At 34.3% G+C, this 19717-nt stretch carries 29 protein-coding genes and 1 pseudogene; 23 read left to right on the top strand and 7 right to left on the bottom strand.

Translation table 11 applies throughout. The annotated features are described in order from the left end of the window. The first annotated feature begins 47 nt into the window (after positions 1-47). From FH508_RS12340 to msrB, 5 genes are all read left to right on the top strand, one after another. Positions 48-890 (top strand): DegV family protein, encoded by an 843-nt coding sequence (locus tag FH508_RS12340; RefSeq protein WP_172771606.1) that lies wholly within the window; start codon positions 48-50, stop codon positions 888-890. A gap of 190 nt (positions 891-1080) precedes the next feature. Then, entirely contained in the window at positions 1081-2010 is a 930-nt protein-coding gene (locus FH508_RS12335) for a GDSL-type esterase/lipase family protein (protein ID WP_228134057.1), read from the top strand. A gap of 4 nt (positions 2011-2014) precedes the next feature. Continuing rightward, positions 2015-2596 carry a YpmS family protein gene (locus tag FH508_RS12330; protein ID WP_172771605.1) on the top strand — a complete coding sequence of 194 codons (582 nt, stop codon included), beginning with the start codon at positions 2015-2017 and terminating at the stop codon, positions 2594-2596. A 12-nt stretch (positions 2597-2608) separates the two neighbouring features. Then, the gene (msrA, locus tag FH508_RS12325) at positions 2609-3139 is read left to right on the top strand and encodes a peptide-methionine (S)-S-oxide reductase MsrA (RefSeq protein ID WP_172771604.1); all 531 of its coding nucleotides are present in this window, start codon (positions 2609-2611) and stop codon (positions 3137-3139) included. Continuing rightward, entirely contained in the window at positions 3136-3564 is a 429-nt protein-coding gene (gene msrB, locus FH508_RS12320) for a peptide-methionine (R)-S-oxide reductase MsrB (RefSeq protein WP_172771603.1), read from the top strand. The genes msrA and msrB overlap by 4 nt, the downstream gene beginning before the upstream one ends. A gap of 264 nt (positions 3565-3828) precedes the next feature. Here msrB and FH508_RS12315 read toward each other — a convergent pair whose 3' ends face one another. Further along, positions 3829-5670 carry a methyl-accepting chemotaxis protein gene (locus FH508_RS12315; RefSeq protein ID WP_172771602.1) on the bottom strand — a complete coding sequence of 614 codons (1842 nt, stop codon included), beginning with the start codon at positions 5668-5670 and terminating at the stop codon, positions 3829-3831. A gap of 274 nt (positions 5671-5944) precedes the next feature. Here FH508_RS12315 and FH508_RS12310 point away from each other — a divergent pair, with 274 nt between their 5' ends. After that, the gene (locus tag FH508_RS12310) at positions 5945-6166 is read left to right on the top strand and encodes a YozE family protein (protein ID WP_172771601.1); all 222 of its coding nucleotides are present in this window, start codon (positions 5945-5947) and stop codon (positions 6164-6166) included. 116 nt (positions 6167-6282) lie between these two features. After that, the gene (gene deoD / locus FH508_RS12305) at positions 6283-6990 is read left to right on the top strand and encodes a purine-nucleoside phosphorylase (RefSeq protein ID WP_172771600.1); all 708 of its coding nucleotides are present in this window, start codon (positions 6283-6285) and stop codon (positions 6988-6990) included. Here the strand turns inward: deoD and FH508_RS12300 are convergent. Beyond that, positions 6981-7289: a tyrosine-type recombinase/integrase gene (locus FH508_RS12300; protein ID WP_172771599.1), complete on the bottom strand. Its 309-nt coding sequence runs from the start codon at positions 7287-7289 to the stop codon at positions 6981-6983. The two genes, deoD and FH508_RS12300, sit on opposite strands and share 10 nt — an antisense overlap. Between FH508_RS12300 and FH508_RS12295 the strand changes: the two are divergent. The 7 genes and pseudogenes from FH508_RS12295 to FH508_RS12265 form a co-directional block, all read left to right on the top strand. Further along, a pseudogene (locus FH508_RS12295) lies at positions 7287-7442 on the top strand (nuclease); the annotation flags it as partial. The gene FH508_RS12300 and the pseudogene FH508_RS12295 overlap by 3 nt on opposite strands. A 222-nt stretch (positions 7443-7664) precedes the next feature. Beyond that, positions 7665-7892 carry a hypothetical protein gene (locus tag FH508_RS12290; RefSeq protein WP_172771598.1) on the top strand — a complete coding sequence of 76 codons (228 nt, stop codon included), beginning with the start codon at positions 7665-7667 and terminating at the stop codon, positions 7890-7892. Further along, on the top strand, positions 7879-8274 hold the full coding sequence (locus FH508_RS12285; protein ID WP_172771597.1) for a YopX family protein: 396 nt from the start codon (positions 7879-7881) through the stop codon (positions 8272-8274). Before FH508_RS12290 ends, FH508_RS12285 begins: the two co-directional genes overlap by 14 nt. 45 nt (positions 8275-8319) lie before the next feature. Then, positions 8320-8490 carry a hypothetical protein gene (locus tag FH508_RS12280; protein WP_172771596.1) on the top strand — a complete coding sequence of 57 codons (171 nt, stop codon included), beginning with the start codon at positions 8320-8322 and terminating at the stop codon, positions 8488-8490. A 45-nt stretch (positions 8491-8535) separates the two neighbouring features. Continuing rightward, the gene (locus tag FH508_RS12275; protein WP_172771595.1) at positions 8536-8760 is read left to right on the top strand and encodes a hypothetical protein; all 225 of its coding nucleotides are present in this window, start codon (positions 8536-8538) and stop codon (positions 8758-8760) included. Positions 8761-8802: 42 nt separating this feature from the next. Next, positions 8803-9219, top strand: coding sequence for a DUF722 domain-containing protein (locus FH508_RS12270; RefSeq protein ID WP_172771594.1), 417 nt, complete (start codon positions 8803-8805; stop codon positions 9217-9219). 471 nt (positions 9220-9690) lie between these two features. Beyond that, positions 9691-10467: a hypothetical protein gene (locus FH508_RS12265; RefSeq protein WP_172771593.1), complete on the top strand. Its 777-nt coding sequence runs from the start codon at positions 9691-9693 to the stop codon at positions 10465-10467. A 153-nt stretch (positions 10468-10620) separates the two neighbouring features. On the opposite strand, the gene FH508_RS12260 is transcribed toward FH508_RS12265, so the two are convergent. Beyond that, complete coding sequence (locus FH508_RS12260) at positions 10621-10821, bottom strand: hypothetical protein (RefSeq protein ID WP_172771592.1); 201 nt, start codon at positions 10819-10821, stop codon at positions 10621-10623. A gap of 237 nt (positions 10822-11058) precedes the next feature. Here FH508_RS12260 and FH508_RS12255 point away from each other — a divergent pair, with 237 nt between their 5' ends. Both FH508_RS12255 and FH508_RS24105 read left to right on the top strand, forming a co-directional pair. Further along, positions 11059-11280, top strand: a complete 222-nt coding sequence (locus FH508_RS12255) for a transcriptional regulator (protein WP_172771591.1) — start codon at positions 11059-11061, stop codon at positions 11278-11280. Beyond that, positions 11277-11489 carry a YhjD family protein gene (locus FH508_RS24105; RefSeq protein ID WP_370635623.1) on the top strand — a complete coding sequence of 71 codons (213 nt, stop codon included), beginning with the start codon at positions 11277-11279 and terminating at the stop codon, positions 11487-11489. The genes FH508_RS12255 and FH508_RS24105 overlap by 4 nt, the downstream gene beginning before the upstream one ends. A 140-nt stretch (positions 11490-11629) precedes the next feature. Here FH508_RS24105 and FH508_RS12245 read toward each other — a convergent pair whose 3' ends face one another. From FH508_RS12245 to FH508_RS12230, 4 genes are all read right to left on the bottom strand, one after another. Further along, positions 11630-11827, bottom strand: coding sequence for a hypothetical protein (locus FH508_RS12245; RefSeq protein ID WP_172771590.1), 198 nt, complete (start codon positions 11825-11827; stop codon positions 11630-11632). 42 nt (positions 11828-11869) lie between these two features. Then, positions 11870-12703 (bottom strand): hypothetical protein, encoded by an 834-nt coding sequence (locus FH508_RS12240; RefSeq protein WP_228134056.1) that lies wholly within the window; start codon positions 12701-12703, stop codon positions 11870-11872. After that, entirely contained in the window at positions 12669-12875 is a 207-nt protein-coding gene (locus FH508_RS12235) for a hypothetical protein (protein ID WP_228134055.1), read from the bottom strand. The genes FH508_RS12240 and FH508_RS12235 overlap by 35 nt, the downstream gene beginning before the upstream one ends. An 88-nt stretch (positions 12876-12963) precedes the next feature. Beyond that, positions 12964-13161, bottom strand: a complete 198-nt coding sequence (locus FH508_RS12230) for a helix-turn-helix domain-containing protein (RefSeq protein WP_172771589.1) — start codon at positions 13159-13161, stop codon at positions 12964-12966. Between the two features lie 174 nt (positions 13162-13335). Between FH508_RS12230 and FH508_RS12225 the strand changes: the two genes are divergently transcribed. From FH508_RS12225 to FH508_RS12195, 7 genes are all read left to right on the top strand, one after another. Beyond that, positions 13336-14013: a helix-turn-helix domain-containing protein gene (locus FH508_RS12225; protein WP_228134054.1), complete on the top strand. Its 678-nt coding sequence runs from the start codon at positions 13336-13338 to the stop codon at positions 14011-14013. Continuing rightward, positions 13989-14225, top strand: coding sequence for a hypothetical protein (locus tag FH508_RS12220; RefSeq protein ID WP_228134053.1), 237 nt, complete (start codon positions 13989-13991; stop codon positions 14223-14225). The genes FH508_RS12225 and FH508_RS12220 overlap by 25 nt, the downstream gene beginning before the upstream one ends. A 277-nt stretch (positions 14226-14502) precedes the next feature. Beyond that, positions 14503-15030, top strand: a complete 528-nt coding sequence (locus FH508_RS12215) for a hypothetical protein (RefSeq protein ID WP_172771588.1) — start codon at positions 14503-14505, stop codon at positions 15028-15030. A gap of 320 nt (positions 15031-15350) precedes the next feature. Continuing rightward, the gene (locus FH508_RS12210; RefSeq protein ID WP_172771587.1) at positions 15351-15587 is read left to right on the top strand and encodes a hypothetical protein; all 237 of its coding nucleotides are present in this window, start codon (positions 15351-15353) and stop codon (positions 15585-15587) included. 113 nt (positions 15588-15700) lie between these two features. Beyond that, positions 15701-15997, top strand: coding sequence for a hypothetical protein (locus FH508_RS12205; protein WP_172771586.1), 297 nt, complete (start codon positions 15701-15703; stop codon positions 15995-15997). Between the two features lie 843 nt (positions 15998-16840). Beyond that, positions 16841-17389 carry a hypothetical protein gene (locus FH508_RS12200; RefSeq protein WP_172771585.1) on the top strand — a complete coding sequence of 183 codons (549 nt, stop codon included), beginning with the start codon at positions 16841-16843 and terminating at the stop codon, positions 17387-17389. A gap of 484 nt (positions 17390-17873) precedes the next feature. Further along, positions 17874-19502, top strand: a complete 1629-nt coding sequence (locus FH508_RS12195; RefSeq protein ID WP_172771584.1) for a PucR family transcriptional regulator — start codon at positions 17874-17876, stop codon at positions 19500-19502. Positions 19503-19717: the final 215 nt, after the last annotated feature.

The raw sequence follows: 19717 nt of genomic DNA, 5'->3' as shown, positions 1-19717 counted from the left end.
CATTAGTCTATATAATTAATTTCAATGATGTTAAAGGATGTGTCGAAGTGGGACGAATTCATATAGTAACGGACTCAACTTGTGATTTAACAAAAGAAGAAGTAGAGCAACACGGTATACATATAGTACCGTTAACAATTCAAATTGATGGGAAAACATATATAGATGGAGTAGATTTAGATCCACAACCTTTTTTAGGTCTGATGAAAAATGCTAAAGACCTGCCGAAAAGTTCGCAACCAGCACCAGGGAAGTTTAAAGAACTATATGACGAACTTGGCAAAGATGGGGACCAAATACTTTCTATTCATATGACAGGTGGAATGAGTGGGACAGTTGAATCTGCTCGACAGGCTGCTCAAATGACAGATGCTGATGTAACGGTTATTGATTCTCGATTTATCGCAATTGGGCTTGCTATCCAATTGAGAGAAGCGATAAAGATGCGCGATGCTGGTGCATCTGTTGAAGAAATCGTCACACGTTTAGACACGGTACGTGACAATACACATTTATATGTAATTGTTGACACACTAGAAAATTTAATTAAAGGCGGTCGAATTGGTAAAGGAACAGGATTTATCGGTTCTTTGCTAAATATTAAAGTAATTGCAAACCTAGAGGGCGGGGCATATAACCCTGTATCAAAAGTTCGCAGTCATAAACAGGTTGTAAACTACTTATTCAAACAATTCCAAGCAGATACTGCTGGTAAAACAGTTAAGGCTGTAGGTATTTCACATGCCGACGGTTTGATCACAATGGGTGGTCCATTAAAAGAGCTAATTGAAGGAACAGGCTTTAATGATGTTGAGATTGCTTTTACTTCACCAATTATTTCTACACATACTGGACCAGGTGCAATTGGTTTTATTTATTTTTCAGAATAATTAACAAGAGCTGCTACATAAGTAATTGTAGTAGCTTTTTAACGCTTTTCGTAGCAAGTTGTAAAAATGGTATACAGGTAATGTGATGATAATGCTTGGATTTTTCTTGATAAACTGAAGCGTCGTCACTTTTCATTGTAGCGACAACTATTTATAATAGAACTAACAGTAAATGATGGAAGGTGGTCAAATGGGCATCTGGCGAATTATTTTGTCATGTTTGATCGTCTTAGTACTAAGTGGTTGTGCAATATCAATAGATGAACCGATTGCGCCTGCAGACCAAGATAGTGAGCAGGCAGAGACGGAGCAAGATATGAGACAGGATGAGCAACAAGCAGAAGAGGAGGCAAAACCTTCTAGTAATGTATTGACGCAAATTTTTGAACATTTTTTTGAACCTTCAGAAGAGGATTTACGGCAAATTGATGATGATAACGCAAAGCAACTACATTACTTGGCACTTGGAGATTCATTAACAGATGGTGTCGGGGATGAGTATAGTCAAGACGGTTATGTTGGAAGATTAGCAGATTCAATGCAAGCTTGGACTTCGATTTCAGAAGTCGATGTGGATAATCGCGGAAAAAGAGGAAGACGGAGCGATCAGCTATTAAAATTAATAAAAAAAGGGCATTATGATGAAGAGCTGCAACAAGCACAGCTTATTTCATTAACTATGGGTGGAAATGATGTAATGAAGGTAGTCAAACAGGATTTGTTTAATTTAAAACGAGATGCGTTTGACAAGGAATTATTAACTTATGAGAATCGTTATACGAAAATTATTGATGGTATAAGGGCAAAAAATCCTACCGTGCCTTTATTACTCATTGGCTTTTATAATCCTTTTTCGATTGTTACAAATGAGGCAAATGAATTTGATACAATTATTACTGAATGGAATAGTGTCATAAAAAAAATCGCAAGTAAAGATTCAAATGCTTGTTATGTCTCAGTTGAAGACTTGTTTGATTCGAATCAAGAACTTGTCTATCATACAGATTTTTTTCATCCCAATGCAAAAGGCTATGATAAAATGACTGAGCGAATATTAGCTACAATGGAGCAATGTAAAATGGAACAAAAAATTAATAAGGCAATAGGCTTCGAGGAGTGACTAAATGAATAAATGGAAATTCGCATTTTTTGCGTTAGCAGGTATGGTTCTTTTTTCAATCCTCCTCGTCGTTTATTTAGCAACGAAACCAGTTGATGGATATGATTTAGCAAAGAGCTCAGACAAAGATACTGAAATAACAGGCAATGTTTTAGTTGTCCAAACGACAACGAAAGAATTAGAGTCAATTACAAAGAAATATTTAAAGGACAGTGCAAAAGGTTCGCCACTCCCTTTGGATTTTACTATTGGGGATGATATTGAATTACGTAGTAAGTTAACGGTTTTTTATACTGAAATCCCAATTTCAATGAATTTTGAGCCAATTGTCGATGACAAGGGTAATATTATTTTAAAGCAAACAGGGATGAATGTAGGGCTATTAAATATTCCACCGGAGACGACAATGAAAATAATGAGAGATTCGGTGGATTTCCCATCGTGGATTACAGTGAATCCGAATAAGGCTGAAATTTATATTGATTTATCACGAGTTAATATAGCTTCGGGTTCTCGTGTACGTGCGAAGGAATTAGACTTACCAAACGATAAAATTTTATTGGAAATTATTGTCCCTGGAGAATAAGGAGTGATATATATGGCAATGAAAAAGGCAACATTTGCAGGCGGCTGTTTTTGGTGTATGGTTAAGCCATTCGATGAAACACCTGGCATTGAAGCTGTAGTTTCTGGTTACACAGGTGGACATGTGGAAAATCCAACATATGAACAAGTATGTTCGGAAACTACAGGTCATGTAGAAGCGGTTCAAATTACGTTTGATGATGATATTTATTCTTATGAGCAATTATTAGCTACATTTTGGACGTTAATTGATCCAACCGATGCAGGTGGACAATTTTATGATCGTGGACAATCCTACACTACTGCCATTTTTTATCATGATGAAGAACAACAAGAATTAGCGGAACGTTCGAAGGCTGATTTAGAGGCTTCAGGTAAATTTGATAATCCGATTGCAGTGAAAGTTTTACCTGCAAGTACATTTTATGCTGCTGAGGACTACCACCAATATTATTATAAAAAAAATCCAATGCATTATGAACGCTATGCAGTGGGATCTGGTCGAAAAGCATTTCAAGAACAACACTGGGGGCATAGAAAATGAATAAAGAACAACGAGTAAAACAACTAACAGATATGCAGTACTATGTAACTCAGGAAAATGGCACGGAGCCACCATTCCGAAATGAATATGATCAACATTTTGAAGAAGGTATTTATGTAGATATTGTTTCGGGCAAGCCATTATTTAGCTCGCACGATAAATTCAACTCAGGCTGTGGTTGGCCCGCTTTCTCAAAACCGATTGCAAACGAACAAGTGACGGAGCACTTTGATACATCCCATGGGATGCGCCGTGTAGAAGTACGAAGCAAGGATGCGGACTCTCATTTAGGACATGTCTTTCCAGATGGCCCTGCAGAATTAGGTGGCCTACGCTATTGCATTAACTCTGCATCACTTCGTTTTATCCCTAAAGGTGAATTAGAAAAAGAAGGCTACGCGGAATATTTATCATTATTTAAGTAATAAATCTGCGGACGTAAGCGAGTTACGGTAAACTTAGGTAGAAGCCTGCGAATCGCCTGAAAGAAAGAAGAAATCGCCGATAAAAGTCTGTGAATAGACGGTAAACTATCAGCAAGGCGTGCCGTAGTGGACAAAGGGCACTGCAAAAAAGTGTTAGATTGATTGTAAACAATCTAACACTTTTTTTATTTGTCTCAACCTTGTTTTGAGGACAATATTCGCAAAAAAAGAATGCCTCTATAGAAAAGAGACATTCTTTTTTTGTTAAATTTTGAATGCACCGACGACATTGCGTAAACTATCTGCTTGATGAGCTAATTCCGTAGCGGCTGCATTAATTTCCTGCATGGATGCAGAACCTTGTGTAGCAGCTGCAGCTGACATCACCGTATTGGAAGCGGTTTGTTCAGCATAAGCGTTAATATGCACGAAATCATTTGCTACAGCATTACTGTAATCAAGTGTTTGCGCAATTTTTTCAACCATTGTCGCAATAATTGTAGTCGTTTCTTTCGTGTGCATTAAAATATTAGACAATGACTGGTTTGTTTCATTTGTCACTTCGACTCCTCGTATAACAGTTGTGACACCATCATGATTTTGTGTAATTATTGATGCCACCTCATCTTGTATGGACGTTACAATTGTTGTTACTTCTTTTGCAGCAGTTTGTGATTGCTCAGCGAGTTTGCGCACTTCATCGGCTACTACAGCAAAGCCACGACCATGCTCTCCAGCACGAGCAGCTTCAATTGCCGCATTCAATGCGAGTAAATTTGTTTGCTCTGAGATGGCTGTAATAGTACCAATTATCGATGTAATATTTGCTGATTTACGACCAAGTGCTTCAATTGTTGTTGCAGTAGAAGCTATCGTTTCTTCAATAGATTGCATAACTAGTGTAGATTGCTGAACTGAACGACTACCTTCATCTGCCGCTTGTTGCATAGCAAGTGATGCACGTTGAACTGCATTCGCTTGCTCGTTTAATTGATGCATGGAATGATCTAAATCACTCATCTTTTGTTGTGCACTATTCATACTATTGATTGTATTTTCACTATCACTCGCTATATCTGCACTAGCATCCGCTATATTTTGAATTGTACGAGCATTATCATCCGCTAATGTCATCAACTCTTGGCTACTGCTTGATACGTGATCAGCGAGTTCGCTAACACGTTTAATAAGGTTTGAGATAGAAATGATAAGGGTATTCGTAGAGTTAGCAATAATAGAAAATTCATCGTTATTACGTACATGGACACGCCTTGTTAAATCACCACCAGCTTGGGCAATATCAAGTATAGAGTGGTTAATAGCACGTGTATTGTTTTTTAATGATTTAAATAGCATAAAGCCAAAAATAATGATTGCTATAAGACCGATGATTGAAATAATTAAGAAAGTACTATTTGACAAAGTAACCTGCTTATTCAACGTATTAAGTTTAGCTTTGTTGGATTTATCCATGACACTGTTGATGGCTTCAATATTTTGATCAATATGCAATTTCATTGTTTCGCCAGTACCTTCAATCATCAGCTTACGTGCTTGTTCTAGACCAAGCTCATCACGCATCGTCATGACCTTTTTCGAGTACTCAAGGTAATTTTTATAATATTGACCGATTGCTTGTATATGGCCAAGCTCAACTTGGCGGTCTGCAAATTTTTGTTGTAAAGCTGCTATTTTTTTATTGATAGAATCGATTTTCATTTTGTAAGAAGTAGAATAACTACCATTTCCCGTAATTATATAGGCTTGTTCTAAGTTGGTTAATCTAGCAATTTCATAGGCTAGCTGATTAACGGTAAGTTGCTCCTGTACATTCTTCTCAGTAAAATCTTTCATTTGCTGTTGAAGATTCGTTATATTGTTGTACGACAATATACCCATTGCGGCGGTAATAAAAATAAGAAGAGAGAAAATTATAAGTACTTTGCCGCGAATTAAATGATAAAAACGTTGTCGTTTTTCTGTAGTAGGAGGGAGATTATGCCTACTAGCGTTAGAATCAATAGCTTTCTTTCTATTGAAAAAGCTAGAATCTAAGAGAGACGGGCGTTTTCTCGTTGGTTTACTTGATTTTTTCTTGTTTTTCATCGCCATCACCTTCCTAATTTTTGCAGTATTGTATACAATTCTAGCGTATAATACTAAAAAATTCTATCTTAAATTCACAAAATTTTCATTTTTCAGATAAAAAAGCGTAATATTTTTGCATGTCAAAAGTCTAATAAGGTGAAAAAGACTTTACGTAATTTACTTACTAGGAAAAATTACTTAAATAAAAATATAGTCCATTTTATGACGAAATGTATTTTTTTTGATAAACTAGCGGAAAGTAAAAATGACAAGAGGAGGGCACTTTTCAATTATGAAAAAGAGCTTTTATTTATATGTACTAACATTCCGTGGAGGAGACTGGTCGGATGCTAAAGTTCGCTTTGCTGAAGAAGTATTTCATGAACATAACTTCCCTAAACAAAGCATAGATTTTGATGAGCTATCTACATATATCGAAACATATGCAACAGATAACTTAAAAACAAATGTGTTTGATGAACTATGGGATTTATATATTGAACAAGGTCGATAATATTAGAATACTCTAATTATTCTTTCTTTTAGAGTTGCTAGACGTCTAGCATTGCGTAAATACGTGAAACAAAGTATTATTTATATTGATAACTGACAGAAAAGAGGGATTGCAGTATGAGTATTCATATTAATGCAAAAAAAGGCGAAATCGCTGACACTATTTTACTTCCGGGAGATCCACTACGTGCAAAATACATTGCCGAAACATTTTTAGAAGATGTTACTTGCTATAACGAAGTGCGCAATATGTTTGGTTATACAGGTACGTATAAAGGTAAACGTATTTCTGTACAAGGTACTGGTATGGGTGTGCCTTCCATTTCTATTTATGCAACAGAGTTAATGCAAGAATATGATGTACAAAAATTAATTCGTGTAGGTACTTGTGGTGCAATTCAAAAAGATGTAAAAGTACGTGACGTTATTTTAGCTCAAGGTGCGACAACTGATTCTCGTATGAATCAAATCATTTGGGGCAACAACATTGACTTTGCACCGATCGCAAACTTCGACCTATTATTAAAAGCGTATAATGCTGGGAAAGAAGCAGGCTTAAGCCTTCAAGTTGGTAACATCTTCACAGCTGACCTGTTCTACTCAGATGAACACCAAAATGAAAAGCTAGCTAAATATGGTGTATTAGCAGTTGAAATGGAATCTGCAGCACTTTATACATTAGCAGCGAAATTTGGCCGTCAAGCTCTTTCTGTCTTAACAGTAAGCGACCACATCATTACAGGTGAAGTAACAACTTCTGAAGAACGTCAAACAACATTCAACGACATGATCGTTGTTGCTTTAGAAGCTGCTATTCAAGAGTAGTTGATATAGCAAGGGTTTAAAGCAAGTCTAAAACAATAACAATAAGAGCAACCGACTAAAAAGTGACCATTTTTTAAAATGGAATCTAAGAAGTCGGTTGCTTTTTCTTTATCTCTCATGGTTAGGTGGCTATAGGTATTAACCGTCTCTTGAATATTTACATGTCCAAGTTGTTCTTGGATAATTTTAAAATTAACATTTTTACTAACCATAAATGATGCATAGGTATGTCTTAATCCATGGAAAGTGAGTATAGGTAGATTATGTCTTTCTACTATTTCACGCCATCTTCCAGACAATACGACCCACTTGCATTACTTGGCTCGTTGAATACTTTCAAGGCTCGTTACGGCTTTGAAATTGTCTACTTAGATAATAAGTTTAGTGGGAATTTTATTTACTTCCATTTCTATTACCAAATGAAGAACTACCTAAAGAGAGGGGCGTTCTAACCATCATGAACATGCGCAATGGGATTCCTATTGTTCAGTCGGTGAAGAAAAAGAAGCAACCACAGGGTAGATTATGGAAGGCAAAACCCAATCCATTTACAAAATATATCGAAATGTTTATGACCGTTGACGGATGCGAAGTAAGTGTAATCATGCCGTACAAATATAAATGGGTGCAGAAGTATTTACGTGAAGGATGGTGCACAAAGAAGGTGTGGAATTATGAAAATTGAAGATGAAATCCTAGCAAATCCAGTATTACGTGAAGTGCAAAATTTACTAGAATTCCAGACTGCAAAAGGTCTTGCGAAGTATGGAACAACAGTCAATCCACTTGATTACACAACAATCGAATGGATAGACCATGCAATACAAGAGTCGATGGACAAAATTGTTTATTTGACGGTACTAAAACAGAAATTGGAGGAATTGCAGAATGCGAGAGATTAAGTTTAGGGTGTTAATCGATCATCTGTTTAAATCGTTGCGAAGAATAGCGCATTTTGAATCCCTAAAAGCAATAGATTTCATCGAACAATCTGTAACGATTAAGGTTGATGGCGAGATATTTAAATTTCACTTTAGTGAAGTAAAGTTTCTTAATTATACAGGTATAAAGGACAAAAACGGTCGTGAAATTTACGAAGGCGATATTGTTGAGCAGCTAAGTGAACGTACTTACAAATCGGCTAAAGGCACAGTCAAATTCATGGATGGTAGCTATGTTATCGAATTCCTTAGCGGTGATGACGGAGTATTTTTATTTGATGAGGTAGCTTACAACGAGGTTTTAGGAAATGTATACGAAAATCCTACACTATTGAAGTTGTAAGTAAATCCAGAGCAATAGAAAAAATGATATGGATGATGAATGCGCTTGTCTAGTCGTAATAAACATAGAGTGCTTACTCGCTCTAACAAAAAGACAATTATTCAACATGGTGAACTCACTCGTATTTTAAACGCATCAGAAATCATGCAATGGCATCACATTATTAGTAAAATTGAACGTTTTGATGAAAAGGAAGAACAACGATTAAAAATATAAGTAATAGAGTAAGGGATTGTTCATTAAGAAAGGGGAATAAAATTAGTGAATTTAGAAGGTATCAGTAACAAGTATACTGTTTTTAAAAATGAAGATTTAAAGCAATTACCATTAACGATACAAACACAAATACAACTTGCTGGGTATATGATTGTTTATAACCGTGTGGGTGAAGGAAAACCTGAAAATATCTATCTTGTTATTAATACAGATGAATCTTATGCAGATGAAGTAATTGAAATTTTAAAGCTACATGGTCATTGGGGTTAATGAAGAATATGAGTAAATAAAAAAACAAGGTAGGTGCTGCACATGCCTACGTTATCGCGTAGTGATATACAGACAATCGAACGTTATTGGATTGAACTGGACCAATATAGGAAGAAATTAAAATACCGTGAGTGGGAGTTGTTGCATCCACATAATGAACAAGGTGAGCTGGTCGGAGGTCGTAGTAATACGATTTCTGACACTACAGCAAAGAAAGCTACGCTACTTGCTAACGATGCCTATTATCAAAATTTAAAACGCATCATCAAGACTGTGGAAGACCTATACCGAGATCTCGACGAAGATATGCGCACCATTGTAGATATGCGTTATTGGGACCAGGATGGCTGTTACGAGTGGGAGGACATAGCGGATAAATTGTATATCTCACGCCATAAAGTATTGCGTAAACGTAACATTTTGATTGATAAGACAGCCGAAAGAATAGGCTGGGTATAAGGGTATTTATATAGAGGTTGTCTAATAAACTAGTATCAGATTAAAGGAGGTAGGTGCGTGTGGTTGGGTATTCTAAATTGGTATTACGTTAATCAAACGGTGTTATGGCTAATGTTACTATCGTGCATTATGGTGTGGGGTTTATTCTTCTATTCAAGAGATAAATGGTTGTTTCAAAAATTAACATTTGCATTCGGATATACAATGATAACCTTATATTTTTTATTCCCTTGAAAAAAGTGAACTTGTTAACACCAGGGAAGTTCGCAAAAATCTGTAGTAAATTGATATTGTGATAAGTTTTCAAAAGCGCACGGAAATGCGTTAAAAAAATATTACTTACAATAATTAAGCACGTTGCTTGTACGTGTGTTGCTACAAACAAGCAATTAGAGACTACATTCATAGAAGTGTAGTCTTTATTGTGCTCTCATGATACTATTTAATTTAGTAAAATGTGGGGGTATTGTAGTGGGTAAAAGCGAGAACTTATTAGTAAAATTTTTGATAGCATTGGCAGGGATAACAATTGGTGTTGTAGTATTCCTTACCATTATTGCGTATCAAATTGGTGTTGATGACCTTGAAAAACCTAATAGAATTGCCATTATTAGCGGATTATTAAGTATGTTTGGTGGGATTGCTGGGGCATTTTCAGCGTATTTAATTGCAAAAATGCAACTTACTAAACAATTAGAATTGCAGGATAAAAAGAATAGAGAAATGTTTTTGGCAGAATTGAATATAAAAAGAGCTGAAGATGCTTTAAATATATTATTTGAAACAAGGATGGATTATTTCAATTTAAAAGGTAGTTGGGACGGTTATGTGGCTGACTGTAATGGTGTTACAGAAAATTTAATTGGTATTAAATTTGATAAACATAAGTTGAAAAACGAATTTCTTCTTGAGGAAGTTGAAAATAAAAGAGATAAATTTATTTATACTTATAATAAAATCTATTCTTTACGACCGCATTTTAAAGAATTAATTTATGAAATTATTAATGAACAAGAGAAATTTTTTAAACCATTAACTGTAGAAGTTAATGAGATATTGTCTATCAGTTTAGGGTTAGGTAAAGAAAACCAATTCAGTAACTATGTAGAGTTCAGAAAAAAATGGATTCCCAGGGTTAGAAATGTAGAGAAAAATTTCGATAATGTAATAGAGTTAATCCATTCACAAATTTTAATTTTCGAAGAAGAAATTGCTAATATTATGAATGAATTCGTAAATAATAAATAACTATAAGTCACATCTAACAAGGTGTGGCTTTTTGATTATATTATTTTACTCACAAACACTTCCATTCAGGATATTATAGTAGTGGAGGGGAAATTTATGAAATTGAATTGGAAAGATGTTGTGATTGTTATATTCCTAGGTGTAATTAGTATCTTATCTTTTATATTCAATACTCAATTCGTAATTATATAAATTTTCTTTATCTGATTTTTTAGCTACAATTTTAGCTTTCCAAATTTCATTCTCTCCTGAATAAGATAGGACTTTTTCCTCCTCTGTGTTTTCTGTAGAATTATTATTAGAACAAGCAACTAAAATACTTAGTAAAAAAAATACAATAAACAGTTTCTTCATTTGACTCCCCCCTTTTTTTATCTGTACTTTTTAGATTATATTCAAATTCTAGATGTATTAGAAAAAAATTACAATATGTATATCCTGATTACTTTTGATTAATTTAAAATTCTTAGTTAAAATGGATTTCATCTTTATATTAGTTAAACCAAATATATGCTTTTAGTATTGTTGAAAGCGAACGAATGTGCGTGTAATGTATACAAACAAACGTTCTTATTGGAGGAGTGGATTGATATGAAGGAACAACTGGTAAAAGCAATGCAACGTAATCAAATAGTAAACATGATGTATATAGCAAAAGATGGTTCCATAACAAAAAGACGAGTAAAAGTCATAAAGATTAATGGTGAATCATTTCAAGCATACTGTTTTATAAGACAGGCAAAGCGAACTTTCATGATTGATAGCGTATTAGCAGTTGTTCCAAACATTCACAAGGAGCGTTCAGTTGTATGATAAGTTTTGAACAAAGGCGTCTACTCCATAAATATGTAGTTTATGATATGGCAGTACAGACATTACAGCGTGACTACAAGGTGATTGAAAATCTTAAAATGAGAAAGGTGTATTTACCAATACTAGATAAGCTTTTAGATGACATTTCACAAGAATGTTACAACTCTAAGAGGCTGTTGGCTAAAGATAAAATAAGAGTAGTAAGGTAGAAAAAGACAGATGAATATTTTAGCGATTTAATTGTTGCTACAGCAGGTGAGGACCTTGTGTTGACGTATGCAAATATGGCTTTGAAAACACAGGTAGAAAAATTATTATTAAGTCACCAAACTAAATAAACCAAGATAGCTTAATCGCCGTCTTGGTCTTTTTTTCTTTTAATGAAACTTGTATTAGGGAATAAATATAAAAACCCGATTGTTAAAATAAAAATCCCTGAAATCTTTAATGCAATATTTGTTGATGTTTCTCCATATTCATTTATATTCATCAACAAACTGCCAAATAAAATTAGAATAAATCCAATAAACCTAGAAATAAATTTCAAATATTCATCTCCTTTTGTAAAAAAGCCACTCGATTGAGTGACTTATTTTTTATTTACAGGTACTACAACAGTAACTTCTTCACCAATTGTCATAGCATCTTTTGCGGTTCCATCAAAAATAATTTTTAATTCAGTTACTCCCTCTAAACCTTCTTCACCAAGGTCAAATATTACTTCGCCTTTTTGAATTATATTACCAATGAATTCAGATTCAAAAGGAGAAATCATTACATTCGAACTGATTTGTCGCTTTGTATCAGTTGTCATTTTAGCTGTGTTAGGGTGGAAACTTACAGTATCATCAGAAAGGTTTTCTCCTGTAATTGATAAGATTAAAACGTTTGTTTCAGGTTTAGTTTCGATTAAATCAGGATCTTCTGCAACTAATTTAGCTGTTTTAATTTGATTAATAGTAAACTCTACATCCGCACTTTTATATTTATCAGTAGGTGCAATGTACAAATCCGTAATAGTATATGTTCCAGCGAAATCATCTTTCACTACATCGCCAACTTGAGCATCTGTTAAGTTTTCAACTTTATTCGCTTTACTTTCCTCGGTTATTTTTATGCTAGTAGAACCAGTAACAGCTTCTTCTAAAGATGCAGCATATTTTGCAAAATCATTATCTTCCATATCGCCATTCATCTGAAGTAAGAAAAGTCCACTTTGATGTGTGTGTGAATAAAACATTGGACCAGAGTTACTTAATTCGTCGTAATAACTTTTAGCTTTCTGTAAGTTTTCTTCATTATCGAATAGGAATAATCTGCCTCCTGCATCGGAACCTAATGAAGGAATTAAAATTCTTTTTCCTTCTTTTCGGATATTACCAAATTCATCATTTGGTAATATCCGAAACTTCTCCGATTTCAAGATTATCATCCTTAAAGTGTTGGATAACATCTTCCGTAGTTTTAGCTAAAACCTTTTGCTCTGCCTCTGCATTAGTATTGCTTTCTTTTGGTTTATCATTTATAGAACTATCACCACATCCAGCTAAACCTAAACTTAATACCAAAGCAGCACTAAAAATTAATTTTTTCATTTTATATATCCTTCCTCTATGTTTCCATTTTAGGAAATTTTGTCATGAAAGTACATATAAAAAACAGACAACCCTTATTAGTTATCTGTTAGTCCCATTCTAATATATCGTCAAAACTTGTTATTTCTAATGTCTTACAAATGGTTTCTAAATGCGCTTTGTTAATTGTGTCTCTACGATTGTTTACAATTTCACTGATAGCTGCTTGGCGAATGCCTGTCATTTCTGCTAATTTTGATTGTGTAAGTCCTCGTTCTTCCATTACTTCTTTAAGTTTTATCCGCATGTTAAACCACCTTCCGTTATTTAATCCATATACAAAATATATCAGAATATACGTTTATACGCAATATCGAATAAAATTTATCTAAAGGTATTGACTATACGAATATTCGTATATTATGATATATCTAAATAAACGTATATACGAATATTGGTATAGAAATGAGGTGAAACACAAATGGCATTCGAATACTTAGCACAATACACAACATTCGATTCAGTAGCAGATATGGATAAGAGTGTGGAAGACCACATGGCAATTCACTATTACGACCTAACAGAATCAGAACGAGCTATCGTTTACAAACTAGCTAGTCACAGCTTAGAACACACAGGGGCATGCCATTTAAAGGCATCGACAATAGCTGATGCATTGGAAATCAGTACAAAGACGGTTTATCGAAGTGTTAAGAAATTGGTGGAGTTAGGCATTGTCGAAAAGGTAGCACAAAGCAAATTAAACGGCATTAAAGGTGCAAGCATTTATCGCATTCTACCGTATGTCCCAACGAGCGTGTCCCAACGAGTGATAGACGACGAAAGCAGTAATGACGCGGTTTGCCGTCCACAATCTGATAACCAATCATCAAAATCTTTTAATCTTTCTTCTTTTAAAACAAGCACTTTACAGGAAGTATATAATAACGCTCACGCTGAAAAAGAAGCTTGTAAGGAATACATGAACGAGTACCAAGTGATGCTGTTTGATTTCATGAATAGCTTGCCATTGGCTGATAGCTTAAAAGATGAACTACACAAGGTTGTAATAGCTGCACCAGTTCAAAATGCAACTGATTTCATTAAAGCAAAAATGTTCTATTCAAAATTGCTATGGATATTAAAGAAGGAACTTTAACTGTTGCAAGTACATTGAGAGCTGTATTTGTAGGAGCCTATAACAAGGCTATTGACCGTTCGGAAAATAAGTTGAGTAAATCTCCATCTATAGAAGAAACTCAAAATAGAAAGCGTCCAGTACCTTTCTACAACTGGTTAAAAGAACACAATAGCCTTCCACATTCAATTGTGCAAAGTAAACCAGCGTTAGAAAATTGGTTGGAATGGTAATTTGTTAGGTACCGACAGAATGAGGGTGCCTGAATACATTTTGTAGGTACTTGCAAATTATAAGTGCCTTCATACTTAATAATACCTATATATCTAAGTCATCACGTTTCAACTACGGACAGATTGTCAGTACTTAAATATAGCCACCCTGAATTTTTAGGACATAAAAAAGAGATGGAGAATTGACTCATTTTGAATATTTATATTGAATGTGTATTTTTACTATAGATAGAAATGTTTCTGCATTATAATTATTTTTGAGAGGGAGGAATTAAAGATGACGCTGGCTAAAACATTAATACAAATTGGAATTTCAAATATACAATTGGATAAAATGAACAACGAAAAAGTGTTATTAATAGCAGATTTTCAAGATGAATACGAGTATAAAAAAACTGTGCGAGAAGAGATAACTATTAATATTGATGAAATTATTTCTTTGGGTAGGTTTAATAGAGAATTAAAAGGGGTTTCTTGGTTAGGGTTAGGAGAGCTTACACATAAGAATCTAGCGCGAAAGAATCCTCCACATGGTCACCCGCAGTATTTCAAGAAAGAAAAATTTGATTATTATTTGAATAAATTAATAAATCATTCTAATACTGATTCTCAAAAATTTGTAGACGCATTTATAAAAGAAAATGTTTATACATTAGACTGGAGCCAAGTATATGCGAATTACTATGAAAACTTAGGTTATATAATTTCTGGGGAAGGGAATCATAGAACGCTTTTAATGAAATTGATTGGAGCCAAACAGGTTAAAATTAAAGAATTAAATTATTATGCAAGAATAAATTCTTAAAAATTCTTAATTTAGTTGAATAGCCAAATATAAGACCACTCCGTGAAGGGTGGTTTTTTTATTATATTTCGATTTGAAATTGTAATTATGTTACAAGGATGTTTTTGGTCCATTGTTGAAGAGAGAGAACAAGCATGGTTTCATGAATGTGATCTATGCTATGTATTTATTCAGATGTCACCTTTATTTTTGGAGATACTTAGAACGATTGGTAAGGCAGTTTAAAAATATTATGGAAATAGTTTACCAAAATAAAGGTGTTTGAGGTATTATAAAAAATAGGTAGTAATTTACAATTAAAAACAAAAGGGGTGATTGAATTGAATTTACAAAGTTACCAACTAGTGATAGAACTCAATGTGGTTCGCTGGGGAGATACTGATTTAGGCCAAAAAGTTATGGAAGTGAGAGATTCCCAAAAACAATATACAAACGATATTGCAGAAATACAACAAATTGTTGATATCGGGAGAGTTACTGAAGAGTCACACCGTATACTTATTATCATAAATATAAAAAGGGATTTAGATAATCCTGGTGATAAAATAATTTTATAAGTTCTGATGAACTATTTAAAAAGTAAAGACCACTCCTATGATGAATGGTTTTTGTATTCAATTAGAAACAAAGGATTTTAAAATTTATTTAAAGTTAAAGAGGAATATATATTTTGTTTAAATTTATCGATAAGCTAGATAAAGAGGTAAAAGTGATAATAGTTATCGGATTGATACTAATATTAAGTTTTGGCGGATATATGGTAAAAGTACAATACGATGAATATAAGTGTAACTTATATAACACAAGTGATAAAAAGTACGTTGGTGATTTATGCCGTTATATATTAGATGGGTTTCCTACAGATGATGAGGATCCAGCAATCAAGACAGATGCTGAACAAAGAGATGAGGAGTTTAAACGTCAATTAATTGATGATGCTATTAGACTAGATAAGGAAGGATATTAATTTTAGCGTTTTTAACATATGTAATTAATATAATAAGATAAATGTTTTAATTAATATTATCAAAAGAAAAAGACCACTCCATTATGGGTGGTCTTATTACTAAAAAAATTGCCCGACTAAACCGACCAAAAACCGACCAAAAAAAGAAAATTAAAGATTTTTATTTAATATTATTGATTCTTAAATACAGCTCGTAATCAACAAGATACTGATATAGAGGGCTTTTGAGCATTTTTGATTTTCTATGAAAGTTCAGGTATTCAACGACATGATCGTTGTTGCTTTAGAAGCTGCTATTCAAGAGTAGTTGATATAGCAAGGGTTTAAAGCAAGTCTAAAACTATAACAATAAGAGCAACCGACTAAAAAGTGACCATTTTTTAAATGGAATCGAAGAAGTCGGTTGCTTTTTTTCTTTAAAGGGATAGGGGCTATAGTCGACAAAAAGGAGCCATTTACAAGATATCATCGAACAAGTTACTTGCTTTAAGGGTGCTTTGGAAAAAGAAAGTGCTAAACAATATAGGCACGAGAGTTAAAGAATGTTGTTGAACTCAAATTGTACAGAGATAATAAAGTTGTTAAATAATCCTTCTTCCACTCGCATGAAAGATCGCAATAAACTTTCATTTTCTGATGTGTAGAGTTGATGGTATATGACCTGGGCAGATAACCTGGCAGAATACTTGAAGAAGGGGATATTGAAAACAATGTAGAATATAAGCATTAATACAGAGCCCATGGTTGTACCCCAGCATAACGAGATAGTGGAGGTATTATCAGAAAAGGGTCTTTCAAGGAACGTTATATCCCTTGAAAGAAGCGAAAGGAGTAGAAATACACATGAAAGAACCAGCTGAACTACTCATTGAACTGCTTGGCCAACCGTATAATCCCAGGAATGTTCAAGCGTTATTGCAATCATTCGGTGTCAAAAGAATGCCCTCTCCGAACAGCTATTTCAAAGACGATATTATCTGGTCTGTGAAAACATCCATCCGTTTCGATATTTATCGCCCACCAAAAATAAATGATTTGACTGGACTCAACTATACAAATCAAGACGAATGGATCATTGGTGCCGTACATTTTCTAGCGCCTGGGTCGGATGACAGAATTAAAGCTCCGTTTTCCGGAAAGCTTCCAAAGGGAATCACGATGAGCTCAACACCAGAGCAGTCGATAAAGGCATATGGTCAACCTGAAATGGATGAAGACTGTAGCTGGCCTGGATTTTCTGGTCGAATATTGGCGTGGCGCAAGTCAGGCGTAAATATCGTAATTGAATATGCGAACAGTGAAATCGAAAAGGTCATGCGAAGCTACACGGTCTGTCTAATTGGTTGCATAGGCGCATGGCGAGACGATAATCCAGAAGTCTTTGCTCCTTGATAAAAGGTTGACATTACCGCGGCTGCGGATAGCAGTTTGGTACTCTCAAAAGAATGGCATTGCTAATCAAACTTGAATATCTTTACTTGCCCTTTTCTATGGTGAATGGAGTTCACTAGTAAAACAGTTGGCAGCATTTAGTGAATGCACTAGTAACCGAAATTAATTAATAGAATCAGCAGAGACCAAGAGGCTTATTTGATAGGCATCTTGGATTTCTTTATCTAAAAATGACAACAACTAAAAAAGATTTTTTAGTAGAAAACAAGCTTTACCACCATTAATGATGAAACGTGGTCCGTCTTCATAGTCGTGTTATAATTAAAAAAATCTTGTTTCTCACAAGGTATATTTCAATGAAATTTTCTGGGCGGTGAATTCATTTTCCATGTAATCACCGCATCCATAATAAAATTGTCACACAGAGCATTTAAACTAAAAAACGAAAAAAGGGGAACAATCTGCCCTCGTTTGGAGTGATAATATGTTTATTACTATATGTGATGTATTGAAGATGGAGAGGTTCGAAAACGTAGAAGTGATTGCTGGCCATTCTGGTTTGAGCCGCAGAGTAGAAAACGTGTATTTTATGGAAGTTCCTGATATTTACGCATATATCGATCAAAACGGATTACTGCTCACCACATTATATCCTGTTGCGGATAAACCAGCGCTTATTCAAACATTGATTCCGAAATTGGCTGAAATGAATCTTGCAGGGATTGCCATTAAGCCAGGAAGATATGTCGCTGAAATTCCAGAAATCATGGTGAAGCAAGCAAATGAACTTGGGATTCCATTGCTGAAACTCCCTAATGATGCAAACTTATCGACACTTGCCAATCAGGTACTAACAAAGTTTTTAGACGTAAAGACCTCACTTTTAGAATTCAGGAATAAGATGCATCAGCAATTGCTAGAGCTATTATTGGAAGGCACTGATGTAAACAAGTTCATTCATTCTATAGCTAGTCTTGTAAACGCACCTGTTCTGCTTCTTAACAATGATTTCGATTATGTTGGGTCGTCTATACAAAAAGGACACGAAATTATAGTTCATCACAAGCCAACTAATTCAAACTCGAACAAGAATACATTTTCTGTGCAAGTCGGTAAAGACATTTATGAAAAAAATGATCTTTTTATTCAGTGTATTTACGCTAGTGGTAATGAATATGGCTTTTTGGTCGTATTACTGGATAAAGAAAAAAATCTGACAGAAAATATGATTATCGCTATCGAGCAGGCATCTTTTATCATCGCTTTTTTATTTCAAACAGAGGAGACATTACTTCAAAAAGAAAGAAATCATTTAAGCAGTTTTGTCAGGGACATCTTTCATAATCAATATACCTCCCAAACCGAAATGATTGAAAAAGCGAAGGTGTTTAGATGGAACTTGCAATTCCCCCTTGTTTTGCTAAACATTAAAACAAGTGAGAAAGAAAGCGAAAAGAAATTAGCTATATTTCACAAAATGCTTGATTCAGGCCATATTGAGAGAGCTGCTTCAAAAATAGTCGATGTGCCAATAGAAAATTGCAAGATATTATACATTAATGACTCTTTAGTATGTTTTATCAGTCTCGTTTCGGAAATACATGTTCGGCAAAAGCTTCGTAATTTAGGGAATATGATTCTCTCTCTATTCGAGAAATACGGAAATCTTGGAGTCAGCATTTCCGATACAATTCACCATTTTAAACAAATAAAAGAGTACTACGATAATTCAACATTAGTATTTAAAGTGTATAAAGAAAATTTACATAAACAATCCTATGTGCATTTTTATAGTGATATCGGATTGTTCCGTCTTTTTCATTATGTTGAGAATCTTTTCATCTTGGAAGATTTCGTAAATGAAAAATTAGGTAAAGTGTTCGAATATGATAAAAAGAAGAATACTAATCTTTTAGAAACCCTTAGATACTATATACAAAACAATACAAATATGCATAAAACAGCAGAGGATATGTTTGTTCATTATAATACGATGCGCTATCGGATAAATAAGCTGAAAGAACTTGGAATAGACGGTGAGGACGGATTTGAATTAACAGAAATTGCATTGGCATACCAATTGCATCAATACTTGCAACTGAAAAAAGGGTAAGGGTGGTGGAACGCCCAACTGTCGTTACTTTAGACATTGTCTATAAGACAATGTCTTTTTTTTGTTAAAAAGACGTTCCGATTCGTAGAAAGTTGCCAATTAAAAGTGAAATAAATATCAACTTCTTACAATGATTAAACCGCTTTCAAGTGCTATTATTTAGGTATTAAAGGATGGAGGTAATCAATATTCAGCCGCCATAGAAACAAGATTCA

Origin of the sequence: Lysinibacillus sp. CD3-6 (assembly GCF_006351725.2) — a bacterium.
In the GTDB taxonomy this organism is placed as follows: domain Bacteria; phylum Bacillota; class Bacilli; order Bacillales_A; family Planococcaceae; genus Lysinibacillus.
Note: the sequence above shows the minus strand (reverse complement) of the source record. Positions and strands in the feature narration are given on the sequence as shown.